A 12,941-nucleotide genomic window follows, 5' to 3' on the forward strand; every position below is an offset into this window, starting at 1 on the left:
GATCAAAATGACCGCAACGGATTATCTCAACGACCTCAATCAACGTTACCTCGCGATTCACCGCACCAAAGAAGATTTCTTTTGGGAAACTTACATGGGGATCAGCGATGACCATGATGGCTCGACGAAAGCACAAACCGCATGGACAAGCTTTTTAAGCAACGCCGAGCAAATTACTGCCATCAAACAACAGCTTGAAGCTGCGGACTCAATTACCGACCCACAAGAGAAACAGCAAACCATTACGGGTCTTTCTGGTTGGCTGGCGATGTTTGAATCTCACGCAATCGAGGGCAAAAAGGCACAAGCGTTGAAAAATCAGCTCATTGCCTTTGAAGCTGAGCTGTTCGAGAAAAAACAGAACCACGTACAAACGTTTACCGATGAAAACGGCGAGCAAGTGGAAGGTTCACTGCCAGTATTGAGCTCAACCATTCGCACCAACAATCATGAAGAAGTTCGCCAATCGGCTCATCAAGCGTTGCTGAACCTTGAACAATGGCTACTGCAAAACGGCTTTATAGAACTGATCAAACTGCGCAACCAGTTCGCTCGCTCACTTGGTTATACGACCTTCTTTGATTACTCCGTGCAAAAAACGGAAAAGATGAGCTCTGAGCAGCTATTCGAGATTTTGGAAGATTTCGAACAACGCACGCGAGATGCGCACCTAAACAGCTTAGAAAACTTGGCGAAAGAGAAAGGCACAAGCGCACTCACTGGCTTCAACTTTGTTTACTCGTTCGCGGGTGACGTCATGCGTGACCTTGACCCATACGTACCGTTCTCAAAATCTCTGAGACGCTGGGTAGAATCGTTTGGTCGTCTGAATATTGATTACTCTGGCGCGACGCTAACGCTGGATTTGTTAGACCGCAAAGGTAAGTACCCGAACGGGTTCTGCCACGGCCCTATCCCTTCATTCTACAATCAAGGCGAATGGGTCGCAGCACAGGTGAACTTCACCAGCAATGCCAAACCAGACCAAGTGGGCAGCGGCTACGATGGCATAAACACGCTGTTCCACGAAGGTGGTCACGCAGCACACTTTGCGAACGTAAAAATGAACGCGCCTTGTTTTTCGCAGGAGTTTGCGCCGACGTCGATGGCTTATGCAGAAACTCAGTCGATGTTCTGTGACAGCCTGTTAACCGATGCCGATTGGCTAAAACAGTACGCACTGGATGATGAAGGGAATTCGGTTCCTGATGAGATCATTCAAGCGATGATCAACAGTCGTCAGCCATTCAAAGCTTATGAAGAACGTAGCATCTTGGTTGTGCCGTACTTTGAGCGCGCGTTATATCAACTGAGCGATGATGAGTTAACGCCAGAACGCATCACTAAGCTGGCTCGCGATTGTGAAAAACAGATCCTTGGTTTGGAATGCAGCCCTCGCCCACTGATGGCGATTCCACATTTGCTATCCGACGAAGCGGCTTGCGCGTATCAAGGTTACCTACTCGCGCACATGGCGGTGTACCAGACCCGTGCATACTTCCTTGAGAAGTTTGGCTATCTGACGGATAACCCAGAAATTGGCCCACTGCTGGCAAAACACTACTGGCACGCAGGCAATCATTTGTCGCACAACGAAACCATTTTCAGCCTGACTGGCGAGGGGTTCAATGCTAAGTACTTGGCAGATGTATGTAATCTATCGCCAGAGCAAGCGTGGGAAGTACAGCAGAAGAAAATCGACTCACTTGCGACGCGAGAACGAGCACCAGTCGCTTCACTGAACGCGACGATTAAAGTCGTCGACGGCAGTAAAGAACTGGCAAGCAACACCATCTCTGACGAACAAATGTGTGACGATTTTGAACGTTACATCGTAGAGACTTACGGTCGATAACACGCCAAGAGCCAGAAGCCACGCTTCTGGCTTTTTACTATTAAGGCACAAAAAAAGGAAGCGCCATGCATCAACAAATCATCAAGTTCTGGTTCGAAGAGCTAACGCCTCAAAACTGGTTTGAAAACGACCCAGAACTGGACAAACATATTGCGTCACGATTTGCCTCGGTACTAGAACAAGCCGCTCGCTGTGAACTGTTTAATTGGCGTGACAGCGCACAAGGACGATTGGCCGAAATCATCGTCCTCGACCAGTTTTCACGTAATGTGTATCGCAACACCCCAAAAGCGTTTGCGCAAGACCCGCTCGCATTAGCATTGGCTCAAGAAGCAATTCGGTTAGGACACGATCAAGAATTAGTGCCTGAGCAGCTAAGCTTTTTGTACATGCCTTTTATGCACAGCGAATCTCGCCTCATTCATGTCGAAGCTGAGAAATTGTTTCGCGCATCAGGGCTTGAAAATAACTACGATTTTGAGCTAAAACACAAAGCCATCATCGACCAATTTGGACGTTACCCACATCGCAACGCCATCTTGGGTAGAGAAAGCACACCTGAAGAGTTCGCATTTTTGCAGCAACCCGGTTCCAGCTTTTAACCATCAATAACAACGAGAACGTTGAATGAAATTAGACGCCATATTGTGGGATTACGATGGGACACTCGTAAACTCTGTACCGAAAAACATCGACATCACCAAAGCGATCTTATCCATCGTAGCCCCGCATTTAACTGGCAATAATTTACCGAAATATCTCCATTCAGAAGCCAACTATCACTACGCAAACCACGCGGCGAAAAACTGGCAAGAGCTCTACGTGGATTACTACGGCATGTCCCATGATGAAATGCTACAAGCTGGTGGTTTATGGGCAGAATATCAAGAGAAAAACCAAACACCAGTAACCCTGTTTGAAGGCATTGATGGCGTTATTAAAGAGTTTACGCAGCTGCCTCACGGCATTTGCTCTCAAAACTCACAAAGCAATATTCGTCGAGTGCTGTCCGACAACGGCATCAGTGCGCCGTTTAAATCCATCGTCGGGTATGATGACGTCTCGAACGGACACCAAAAGCCCGATGCGTACAGTGGCATCAAATGCGTTGAGTCGATTTTTGGTCACGCAGAAAATCGACAGCTGATGTACATCGGTGACCATGAAGCCGACACGCAATTCGCACGCAACATCGAACAGCAGTTGGGTGGCCAAAGTAAAGTGATTGCCGTTGCAGCAGCGTACAGCGGCGCGATGCCAGAGCATTGGAGCGTGCAACCAGATTACGTGGCAAGAACGGTTGACGAGCTGTTTTCGATTATTGCTCAACACACGTAATTTTTGACTGCGGTTTAAGGCCAACACCTTGAAAGCCAGCGCTCACCTTGCCCTTTCAGACATTGAAACAATTTTAGCCACTACACTGGAGGCCCCATGGTTACATGGCCATGTTTATTGAAACTCGATGGCGACGATGAACTTATCTATTTGCGTTCTCATGCCGATCTTGATTCCGAATGCGAAGCGCTCATTTGGGGGCCAGATGATTACGTAATTGACTCAAATGGCAGCACGTTCGGGTTGCAATACAACGATTCGAACGCCACCGTTTTACAACCGGAAGAACGCACTCTGTCCGTCGAGGAAGTTACGTCACTCATCCAGTCGCATGAGTTTAGTCTCGCACAAAGATGCATCATCAAAATTCACTTCACCTCGGTACAGCAAGCTGTTGAGGCATTAGCCAATTAGCTCGAACCCCGCTCATGATGATTACACAAAATTATTATTTTTATAATTTATGATAATTTCATGTAATTAAAACCGCGCCATATACTCTCCCACATCGAAACAAAACAACGTTTAAGCACACATGTTGGGAGCAAACAAATGAAAATGAATCATGTCGGTATTATGGTTGGAGATATGGATAAAGCGGTTGAGTTTTACACACAAGCGCTTGGTCTAAAAGTCGTTATGGGTAACACGAAAGTGATTGAAGAACGCGAAACCGCAATTGGCAGAATGTGTATTGCGGTCTTTGGTAAGGGCTTTAAAGGCTTCAACATTGCGCATCTAGTGACAAGCGATGGCATCGGACTTGAGTTATTTGAAATGAAAGAGCGTCAAGAGCGCCATGAAGTGGATTTTTCTCGCATCGGTATCTTCCATTTCTGTTTGCAGACGGACGACTTTGAAGGTGCAATCAAGCGCACTGAAGCGTTTGGTGGCAAAGTTCGTATGGACATCATGCGTTACCACCCAGAAGACGATAACAAGCCTGCGAAAATGGTTTATCTAGAAGACCCATTCGGCAACCTGTTCGAGCTTTACTCGCACACTTATGAAGAAACTTACGCTTCTGAATACGAGTAATTACATCATGCAACACAACCGGGATCAGTGCGTTACTGAACCCGGTTGTTCAAACCGTTTCACCAACCATTGTTACGACTCAATGCCTAACGACTTCATCAACGATTCAACGGTATTGTTAACCCACAATATCAACGGATCATTACGGCGCTTTACGCTGTAAACGTAACCGAAGTTACCCTCTAATTTCGGCAGCGCGTCATCAAATTCGATAAAAGAAAAACGCTTATCTAACTGATTGATCAAGTGACGCGAACAAGGAAACAGCACATCGCTATCCGCAACCAAATTCAAAATGGTGTTGATGTGCGTGGTACGCAGTTGAATTCTTGGGACAACTGAAAAAGGCTGTAATAAGCGCGAGATGTGATCTTCTTTTTCATTCCAATGTTGGATGATGTGAACCGCGTACGCGTACTCTGAAATGTCATCCAAATACATGCGTTTGCCACCATGCGGATGCGTCGCGCGACAGGCCAGAGCAAAGTCGTCCCGCCCGCCTTTTTTCTGAACCAGATGCTTCGGCAATTCCATAGGGAAATAGTTGATGCCAAAAGCGATTTCACCCGCATCGATTTTGTCTGGCGTGGTTTCCGTCCAGTCTTCGATCACCAAGTTCATAAACGGCGCTTCCTTGGCTAGCAGCTGAGTAAACGCGGCAGAAAACCATTGTGCAATGGACGAGTTGATCGCAACACGCAGAACACTGCTTTCGGTCGCGGGATCAAAACTATGAGAAACATTCACTAGCTTGTCGATGTCGTTGATGATCCCAGAAAGCTGCGCTTTGATCTCTTCGGCTTTCGGCGTGAGCTCCATATTAGTGCCCTTACGCACTAAAATGTCGTCGTTAAACAAATCCCGAATTTTACGCAAGCTTCGGCTCACAGCAGGCTGGCTGGTGCACAAACGCTCCGCAGCCGTTGTGGTGTTGCGTGTTTCAAGAATCACTGCAAGCACCTTGAGCAAATTGTAATCAAAGTTCATCAACATTATCTCTTTAGCTTTCCTCAAAGCATATCACTTTTGATATAGACTAAATACTCACAATTCATTTCTGTAATAAACGGGTTAACGACTAAGCTTAGCTGGAAACATATCCTCACAACCAAATGGATGAAACCAGCCATGAAACAAAAATTACTCGTTACTCTATTGGGATTATCAGCGCTAGGAGCCAGCCCTGTATTTGCGGCTAACACCAATGTTGATCTTGCAGAAGATGCTTATATCTACGGCTACTCTATTGATGAAGCGTACAAGTTTTTCTATCACACGGCGGTAGAAAACAACTATCCGCTCAACCGCTTTCAGAATATTCGTGCTCTAGCTGATGACTCTTACACCGCTCACCCAACCATTAATAACGATACGCTTCACCTTATGGGCTGGTTAGATGTTGCTGCAGAACCTGTCATTGTGAGCGTGCCTGATATGGATGAAGGCCGTTACTGGATCTTGCATACAATGGACATGGGCCACTACACCAACGCAGCGTTCAGTTCTCGTACTCGCGGCACAAAAGGCGGCCAGTTCATGTTTGCAGCACAAGATTGGCAAGGTGAAGTGCCAGCTTCTGTCGACGAAGTGGTTCGCGTAGACAGCAACCTTGTGAAGCTGATGGGTCGCATCATGGCAGTGAATGACGAAGATGCGAAAGTCGCGCTTAACTACATGGACCAATGGAACATTCGTACCCTATCGGAATATTTAGGTAAGAACGGGCCAAAACCAGTACAAAGAACGTACCCAGATCCAAAAAGTTCAACATGGCTTGAACGCGTGAACTTCGTGCTATGTGATGGCTCGATGGGTAATGCAGACAAACAGTGGTTGGACAAATACCAATCTATCGGCGTTGAACCATGCAAAACTGACTTCACACCTGAGCAGCTAAAACTGGCAAAAATTGGTGAGAAGAAAGGCATGGAACACCTCGTCGAACTTGCGCCTAAAATGACAGATGCTCGTACGTTGCTTGGTACACGCGATACCTTGGGTGATGCGCCACGCGATATTTTTGCAGAAGGTACTTACCTTGGTCAGTGGGGCTTACCACCTATCGAAGCGTCTTACCGTAAATCAGATTTCGACAGCACTGGTCAAAAACTGGATGGTTCGAAGCATGATTACGTGATGCGCTTTAAAGCGCCGAACGTCAGCGAATTCTGGTCTGTTACTATTTACGGCAACGACAACCGTTTGATGGCGAAAAACGACCTAAACCGTCACAGCCGTGGCGACCGAACCATGAAAGTGGACAAAGACGGTTACTACACCATTTACATGAGTGCGAACGAGAAAGGCCGAGCAGACGATCCAAACTTCTTGCCAGTACCTGAAAAACCGTTCTACGCCATCATGCGTTTTTACGGCGCAGACGATGCAATCCAAAGTGGTGAGTATCAAATGCCTGAAATCAAAGTAGTTAAATAATTCGTTTTAACGAACCACTACTCTGTAGCCTCCTTAGCTCGTAAGTGCGTTAAGGAGGCTTATTTCAAGGTGGGTGCCTAGGGCGAACATCTAGCCCAAAAATCAAAGAGACGCCCACTGAATCTAGTGATTATTTTTATTTAGGTATCGTATGGATTTTAATCTAATCCAAACCTTTTTAATTGTTGCTGAATATCAATCTTACTCTCGCGCCGCAGAGCACCTAGGGCTAACTCAGCCTGCGATTAGCGCATCCATGAAGCGTTTGGAAAAAGAAACCAACAAATCGTTATTTGTGAAGGATGGGCGACAAATCAAACTCACTTCTGTAGCGCATCAGTTGCTACCTAAATTTCATCAGGCGTTTGCGATGATTAATGATGCCATTTCCGATCAAAGTACTTTCCGCCTGAGCTGTAACGAAGCGCTGATCCACCGCATCACACCAACCAACACGATCAGCATTTGCGCCGATACGGATTTACCTTCGTTATTGAATGATCTACGACTTAAACAGATCGATTTGATTATTAGCCCAACGACCATTCATGACCCATCGTTTATCAGTGAATCAATTTTTGAAGAGCCAATGGTGGTGATTTGTCGTCAAGATCACCCACGTATCGCAAGAAAAATCGAACAAGAACAGTTTTATTCTGAAAAGCACTGTCGGTTTGTCGGAGACGAAGACTTCCCAGTTAGCGACACCGAAGTTCACCAGCCAGGGCTGCAAGAGCGTGATGTGGAAATGATGGCAACATCGCTCTCTGGCATGATGCTCTATGTAGCGAAACACGATTGCTTAGGCGTGCTTCCCCTGTCTTTGGCGCAGAAATGGCAATCGGCTTTGAATCTGCAAGTCATTCAAACTCCAATGTTTTCCGAGCCAGTCAGCTATAAACTGATTTTCCATAAACGAGATGAATCCAGCACTTCCCATCAATGTTTGCGAGCTTGGGCGCGTGACCAATTTGCTACAGGCCTAAACGCCTGACTCGGTCGCACATCAAGGCGTTTCGCCAAAAACTCTTTCTCTCTTCTTAAACGCACTGTTTATGACTAAGTGCGCATATGTTAAAAATGGTTTAACGATCAATATGGACGTTCAGGTCGTATACTTTTCCATAACCGCACAAAAGGAGTGAAGCATGCCCACCAACAACCCAATCGCAATCCAAGCACTTGATCATGTTGTGCTAAGAACGTGCAACCTCGACGCCATGTTGCATTTCTATCGAGATATTTTGGGCTGCCCTGTCGAGCGCGAAGTAATGGAGCTTGGTTTAACCCAGCTCAGGGCTGGTAACGCATTGATTGATGTGGTGACGGTGGACAGCGAGTTAGGGCAACTTGGCGGAAAGCCACCAGTTCAAAATGGTCGTAATATTGACCATTTTTGCCTGCAACTAGCGCCTTTTTCCGAAAATGAAATACTGGAATATCTGCGTTCGAACGGCATTGAAACCGAAGAGTTTGCGCAGCGGTATGGCGCACAAGGGTTCGGTAGATCACTCTATATACATGATCCGGAAGGAAATGTCGTCGAGTTAAAACCTCAAGTGATTGATGAGTAAGCTACACTTAACTGTGTTACTGACCATTTGTTTCTCATCATTGTAGAAGGCTCAAAAAAATGAACGCGATCTCGTTAGTCCAAGGCGACATTACCACCGCACATGTCGATGCCATCGTGAATGCAGCAAACCCGAGAATGCTCGGCGGAGGTGGCGTCGATGGTGCCATTCATCGCGCAGCAGGGCCTGCGCTTATCAATGCGTGTTATGCCGTTGATGATGTCGACGGTATTCGATGCCCGTTTGGTGACGCACGCATTACTGAGGCTGGCAATTTAAACGCGCGTTACGTCATTCATGCCGTTGGCCCGATTTACGATAAATTCGCCGATCCAAAAGCGGTGTTGGAATCTGCATATCAACGTTCGCTGGATCTCGCGCTCGCTAACCATTGCCAAAGTGTGGCACTGCCTGCGATTTCTTGCGGAGTGTATGGTTACCCACCTCAAGAAGCAGAAGAAGTCGCGATGGCCGTTTGCCAAAGACCGGAATACGCGGCACTCGACATGCGCTTTTACTTGTTTAGTGAAGAGATGCTTTCGATATGGCAACACGCCCTGACCCAGCACTGAAATCTGTGTGATAAGAGACATAAAAAAACCGGACTGCCAACACAGTCCGGTTTGTCTTATTTATCAATGAATTATCGTTCGTTAAGCGCTACGAATGCTAGGGGGGTCATCCAAAGCGCCTAATGTGTGCGATCTAGTTTTTGAAGAATCCGTTGTACATCATGTACAAATGCGCAGCAGACCAAGAGAAGTTCGACGCACCTTGTACCGCGCCCGTCTCAGGGTTGTAGTTTTCACGGATTGGCATGTCACCCGTCATACCTTCTGCGTTGTTAAACAGCTCATTCGCCATCGCAATCGCTTCTTCTTTGTAGCCGTAGTTTTCCATCGCACGGAAGCCAAAGTACACTTGGTCTAGCCACACGCGACCACGCCAGTACACATCTTTACCGTAAGCAGGGTTAGTTTGCGATGCGGTCGGCAAAGGCACACCCGTTCCTTGGAATTTATCTGGCGTGTTGAACTCGTCTTGATCACGCATCACCGCGATCACTTTATCGGCATGCTCTTGCGTTGCTGCACCATTAAACAGCGGCGACCAACCTTCAGGGCCTTTTCCACGCTCTACAATCGGCAAACCCGCACAGCCATTTGCAAGAGGCGCAGGAGTAGTGCCATCTTCAGCCACATTTAAGTGAATGTCGTAGAAGAATCCTGTGCTTTCATCAAACATACATTGGTTAATGTACGTCTTGATTTTTTCTGCGCCGTTAAGGAATTCTTGCGCACGATCTTTACCTTCTACGCCATCGGACACCAACTTCGCCATTTCCGCTAAGTATTTGTTGTCTGAGTACATGTAAGAGGCTTGATCCACCGATTCTTGCAGCATAGAGAAGCCAAGCAGCTCGCCGTCCGCAGCGTTATTGTTGGTGCGGTTTTCTGCAAAACGAACTTCCCAATCTTTCTTCGCTAGATCGAGTTTCGCTAAGTTTTCCGCTGACGTATTGCTGTACACCCACTCTTCGCCTTCCAGCTTGATGCTGTTATCAAAGCCGTACGCACTTGCCGCGTAGCGACCAAGTTGATCCATATTTTTGTCTGGATTGCTGATGTCTTCAGCTTGCGAATTCATGTTGTGGATGTTGTAGATAAAGCCAAAACGAGCCGCGTTATCCATGCCCGATTCCCAGCCCGCCGCTTCTTGTGCGCCAACGTGAATCGTCATGTAATCCACTTCATCGAGAATCTTATTGTAAGACGCCATGCCTTTTACTTTATAAGAATTGCCGTTTTGCTCGATGATGTCTTCTGCCGGAATAATGGTCGTGAAGTTAGGATCGCGCGTTTCTACCCAAACGTACATCACGCCTTCTTCCGTGTTGTGTGCTGGGTCCACTGCCGCGCCGTATTCAGGCACACCATTTTGGTTGTGGTCGCGGTTGGATAGCCACCAATCGTGGTATGCCACCAACTTCGGATACATTTCATCAATGAATTTTTGCGCGTCTTCTGGGCGATCAAACTGGTTCACCAGAGCGTGATACACCTCCATCACAGACCATGCCGCCAACGATGGTTTCGTATTGCGTTCGTTCCAGTTTTCAGAGCCAGCACCACCACGACTAACAGGTTTGGTGTACGTCAACACATCCAGCAAGTAGCCTTTATCTTGCGGACGAATCTTGTCATCAGCTTGAACTTGCTCTTGGAATACCGTGCGAATGTTGTCCATCGCAACATCTGGGTTGAAATGCGCCATCGCGTACGCTTGTTTCCACGAATCCCACGGCCACGTTAAGTTACCAGAGAACCAACGCGCAGTGACCGATGGCGTGACTGTCGCTTGTTCAATATCGCCCGCCGCAGAGCGCCAGTTACCGTTTAGGGTCTCCATCGCTTTTACCGCTACGCGAGCTTGGTCTGCTGTCGCTTCTTTGTTGATAAGACCATTCGCTAAATAGCCGTCCCAACGCGCTTTCGACGCTTCCATGTATTGAGTTGGATTCGCCAATACATCTTGCAATTTCAACGATTCTGACTGCACTTCTTTCGCATTGTGCAGGTTAGAATACGCCGTATAAACCGCCGATGTTTGCTCAGCTGGTAGGCTCATCTCCGCGGTAGAACTGAATGAGGTTTCGTTGGTGAACGTCTTCGTTGGTAGAGAACGAGTAATGCGGAACTCGGCATCACGGTCATTACGGATCGCCCAGTTGTCTTTCATCTCGCTAAAGTTAATTTTAATGCCGTTCTCGATGGTCGAAATCTGGCGCTTGTAATCTGGGTAGTACTGCGCCACGGTTTGGTCTTTGCGCGTCGACAGCGCGTATTTCACCAACTCGCCGTCCCACTCCAACGCCAAGTTCATATCACGATCAGTTTTGTTAGTGATTAGCGTTTCCACCAGCGAAGAGCGGTCAGTCACGAAGCGCAGCACCATTTGCACGTGAATATCCTCCAAGTCCAACACCTGCACTAACGCACCTGGAATGGAATAGACTTTCGCTTCTGCGTTCGATAAGTCGTAAGTTTGGCCACTAACTTTGTCGGTCAACGTGAGCTTGTCGAACGTTTGGCCAGACATAAAATGCGCGTACTCTTGCGTCACTTGCATAATACCGCCGAAAGCGCCATAACCCGCCGCATCTTCAGGTAGCAAATGGCCATGCCACGCGCCGTTATCCGTCAACGCGTTGTACTTCAGGTTCGAATAACTGTCGTAATCACGCAGGTAAGTTGGATTACCAGTACGATCAATCACGTTAGTAAATTCCGAAGTTGGCGCCTGTGGTAAACGGATTTCAGTTTTATCATTAGAACCACATCCAACAAGCGAAATAGTAGCCCCGATCAGAATGGCAAGTGTGTTCTTTTTAAACATACTTTTTCCCTATTATTTACGTTATTTTTATATTCTCATTTATATAAATGAGTGTTTTTAGTGTGCAGAAGCCCGGCTCGCACTAAATAAGCACAAGCTTCTGATAATTATTCTTTTATTTTTCTTTAGCGACAGTGATGGCTTTTAATAAATCGCCATTAATATTCGGAATTGTGTCAGCCAAAAATATCTGATTACCAGGCGTAAAAGTGAGTAAAACGTTTTTTAGGCGTTGACTGTTTTCACTGGTTTTATTTTGAACATCAAACTCAATTAATTTGTTGTACACTTCATTTGCCAGTTTTTCTTCTTGTTCTTCGGTAATCGCAATGCGTCCAACACAAATTGGAGGTCGAATATCGTGGCTAAACACTTCTTCACGAAAGCGCTGTGCAAATAGCGTGTCTAAATTTGAACCTTCTTCAAAAATAAAGCGGCCTGTATCTTTAAATTGATAGTTTTTATCCCCTTTCAGTTCAATGTAATCCATCATTTCTAGTGCACGTAAATAGAGCGCAACGGAAGTATCACTCAGCTGGTATCTCCGAGCGATCTCTTCTAAAGACCACTCAGGTCGACGCAAAAGATAAAGAAAATCAAATAAGTGAGGATATTGATGAAAAATCTCACTGTTGGTGTCGGTGATAAACTGTTCACTCTCTTGCTGCAGCTGCTTACCTCGCATGGATAACTCAACCAAATCCGTATCAAGGTGCGTGGCGTACAACAAGATTTTATCTAAACCAAGAGACGTATTGTGAAGCTGCCTTTTTATAGTAGAAAGCGGGATTCCAAGTCCAATAGAAAGCTCGGAATATCCAATGCCTTTTTCTTTTATTTTTTCTCGTAAAGCAGCAAGTAAATACGTTGCAGAATTATTCATCTAACAATGCCTGTATTTTATTTATTCAGCATCCATGATGATAAATTCAAGAGAGTCCTACTCTTGTGATTTTGGTCTCAATATTCTATCTTGTTGGCGTAAAACATATCTTATCCATTAAAATTTTTTACTTTTCTTTAACTGGATACATTTTACCCATCAAGAACAAGTTATAGCCATTGCTCTATGGGCTTATCAAGATAATAGTCAGTATAATTGTTTTGAAGAGTAAAATTAAGATGGCAAAGATTTTTACTAAAACTTTTCTGATAAGAGCGCAAATTTTCAGATGAAAAGTATCAAAAAATGACACCAATCGATTTATAAAAGCGTGAGATCACAATTGGAAAGTGAATCTATGGAAATTTTTAATTTCAATGACCAGTAAAATCCTTGTTATATTCTGAAAATAACAAGGTTA

The 12,941-nt window shown here is 45.9% G+C and carries 12 protein-coding genes; 9 read left to right on the forward strand and 3 right to left on the reverse strand.

From position 1 onward, the window contains the following. Positions 1 to 7: 7 nt before the first annotated feature. From MTR11_RS09295 to MTR11_RS09315, 5 genes are all read left to right on the forward strand, one after another. Positions 8 to 1,855: a M3 family metallopeptidase gene (locus tag MTR11_RS09295; protein ID WP_243327374.1), complete on the forward strand. Its 1,848-nt coding sequence runs from the start codon at positions 8 to 10 to the stop codon at positions 1,853 to 1,855. Between the two features lie 65 nt (positions 1,856 to 1,920). Beyond that, positions 1,921 to 2,457 (forward strand): DUF924 family protein, encoded by a 537-nt coding sequence (locus tag MTR11_RS09300; protein WP_145472523.1) that lies wholly within the window; start codon positions 1,921 to 1,923, stop codon positions 2,455 to 2,457. A gap of 25 nt (positions 2,458 to 2,482) precedes the next feature. After that, entirely contained in the window at positions 2,483 to 3,193 is a 711-nt protein-coding gene (locus MTR11_RS09305) for an HAD family hydrolase (RefSeq protein ID WP_243327375.1), read from the forward strand. A gap of 96 nt (positions 3,194 to 3,289) precedes the next feature. Further along, positions 3,290 to 3,607: a DUF4144 domain-containing protein gene (locus MTR11_RS09310; protein WP_046875586.1), complete on the forward strand. Its 318-nt coding sequence runs from the start codon at positions 3,290 to 3,292 to the stop codon at positions 3,605 to 3,607. Positions 3,608 to 3,745: 138 nt separating this feature from the next. Continuing rightward, positions 3,746 to 4,231, forward strand: coding sequence for a VOC family protein (locus MTR11_RS09315; protein WP_029846111.1), 486 nt, complete (start codon positions 3,746 to 3,748; stop codon positions 4,229 to 4,231). A 72-nt stretch (positions 4,232 to 4,303) separates the two neighbouring features. On the opposite strand, the gene MTR11_RS09320 is transcribed toward MTR11_RS09315, so the two are convergent. After that, positions 4,304 to 5,218, reverse strand: a complete 915-nt coding sequence (locus MTR11_RS09320) for a LysR family transcriptional regulator (RefSeq protein WP_006740978.1) — start codon at positions 5,216 to 5,218, stop codon at positions 4,304 to 4,306. A 141-nt stretch (positions 5,219 to 5,359) separates the two neighbouring features. Between MTR11_RS09320 and MTR11_RS09325 the strand changes: the two genes are divergently transcribed. The 4 genes from MTR11_RS09325 (at position 5,360) to MTR11_RS09340 (ending at position 8,813) form a co-directional block, all read left to right on the forward strand. Continuing rightward, entirely contained in the window at positions 5,360 to 6,667 is a 1,308-nt protein-coding gene (locus MTR11_RS09325) for a DUF1254 domain-containing protein (RefSeq protein WP_243327376.1), read from the forward strand. A 151-nt stretch (positions 6,668 to 6,818) separates the two neighbouring features. Continuing rightward, a complete protein-coding gene (locus MTR11_RS09330) occupies positions 6,819 to 7,661 on the forward strand; it encodes a LysR family transcriptional regulator (protein WP_243327377.1) in 843 nt (280 codons plus the stop codon). Positions 7,662 to 7,815: 154 nt separating this feature from the next. After that, positions 7,816 to 8,241 carry a VOC family protein gene (locus MTR11_RS09335; protein ID WP_164666022.1) on the forward strand — a complete coding sequence of 142 codons (426 nt, stop codon included), beginning with the start codon at positions 7,816 to 7,818 and terminating at the stop codon, positions 8,239 to 8,241. A gap of 59 nt (positions 8,242 to 8,300) precedes the next feature. Beyond that, the gene (locus tag MTR11_RS09340) at positions 8,301 to 8,813 is read left to right on the forward strand and encodes a macro domain-containing protein (protein WP_243327378.1); all 513 of its coding nucleotides are present in this window, start codon (positions 8,301 to 8,303) and stop codon (positions 8,811 to 8,813) included. Between the two features lie 133 nt (positions 8,814 to 8,946). Here MTR11_RS09340 and ygjK read toward each other — a convergent pair whose 3' ends face one another. Continuing rightward, complete coding sequence (ygjK, locus tag MTR11_RS09345) at positions 8,947 to 11,637, reverse strand: alpha-glucosidase (RefSeq protein ID WP_243327379.1); 2,691 nt, start codon at positions 11,635 to 11,637, stop codon at positions 8,947 to 8,949. Positions 11,638 to 11,752: 115 nt separating this feature from the next. Further along, positions 11,753 to 12,520 (reverse strand): transcriptional regulator, encoded by a 768-nt coding sequence (locus MTR11_RS09350; protein ID WP_085344594.1) that lies wholly within the window; start codon positions 12,518 to 12,520, stop codon positions 11,753 to 11,755. Between the last annotated feature and the right edge of the window lie 421 nt (positions 12,521 to 12,941).

The sequence above is a fragment of the Vibrio sp. CCB-PB317 genome (assembly GCF_022808245.1).
GTDB lineage: Bacteria > Pseudomonadota > Gammaproteobacteria > Enterobacterales > Vibrionaceae > Vibrio > Vibrio diabolicus.

What these genes read in the sequence shown, in the direction of transcription:
- MTR11_RS09320 (WP_006740978.1), bottom strand. Translation starts at nt 5,218, where the DNA reads ATGAACTTTGATTACAATTTGCTCAAGGTGCTTGCAGTGATTCTTGAA.
- MTR11_RS09300 (WP_145472523.1), top strand. Translation starts at nt 1,921, where the DNA reads ATGCATCAACAAATCATCAAGTTCTGGTTCGAAGAGCTAACGCCTCAA.
- ygjK (WP_243327379.1), bottom strand. Translation starts at nt 11,637, where the DNA reads ATGTTTAAAAAGAACACACTTGCCATTCTGATCGGGGCTACTATTTCG.
- MTR11_RS09310 (WP_046875586.1), top strand. Translation starts at nt 3,290, where the DNA reads ATGGTTACATGGCCATGTTTATTGAAACTCGATGGCGACGATGAACTT.
- MTR11_RS09330 (WP_243327377.1), top strand. Translation starts at nt 6,819, where the DNA reads ATGGATTTTAATCTAATCCAAACCTTTTTAATTGTTGCTGAATATCAA.
- MTR11_RS09315 (WP_029846111.1), top strand. Translation starts at nt 3,746, where the DNA reads ATGAAAATGAATCATGTCGGTATTATGGTTGGAGATATGGATAAAGCG.
- MTR11_RS09305 (WP_243327375.1), top strand. Translation starts at nt 2,483, where the DNA reads ATGAAATTAGACGCCATATTGTGGGATTACGATGGGACACTCGTAAAC.
- MTR11_RS09335 (WP_164666022.1), top strand. Translation starts at nt 7,816, where the DNA reads ATGCCCACCAACAACCCAATCGCAATCCAAGCACTTGATCATGTTGTG.
- MTR11_RS09295 (WP_243327374.1), top strand. Translation starts at nt 8, where the DNA reads ATGACCGCAACGGATTATCTCAACGACCTCAATCAACGTTACCTCGCG.
- MTR11_RS09325 (WP_243327376.1), top strand. Translation starts at nt 5,360, where the DNA reads ATGAAACAAAAATTACTCGTTACTCTATTGGGATTATCAGCGCTAGGA.
- MTR11_RS09350 (WP_085344594.1), bottom strand. Translation starts at nt 12,520, where the DNA reads ATGAATAATTCTGCAACGTATTTACTTGCTGCTTTACGAGAAAAAATA.
- MTR11_RS09340 (WP_243327378.1), top strand. Translation starts at nt 8,301, where the DNA reads ATGAACGCGATCTCGTTAGTCCAAGGCGACATTACCACCGCACATGTC.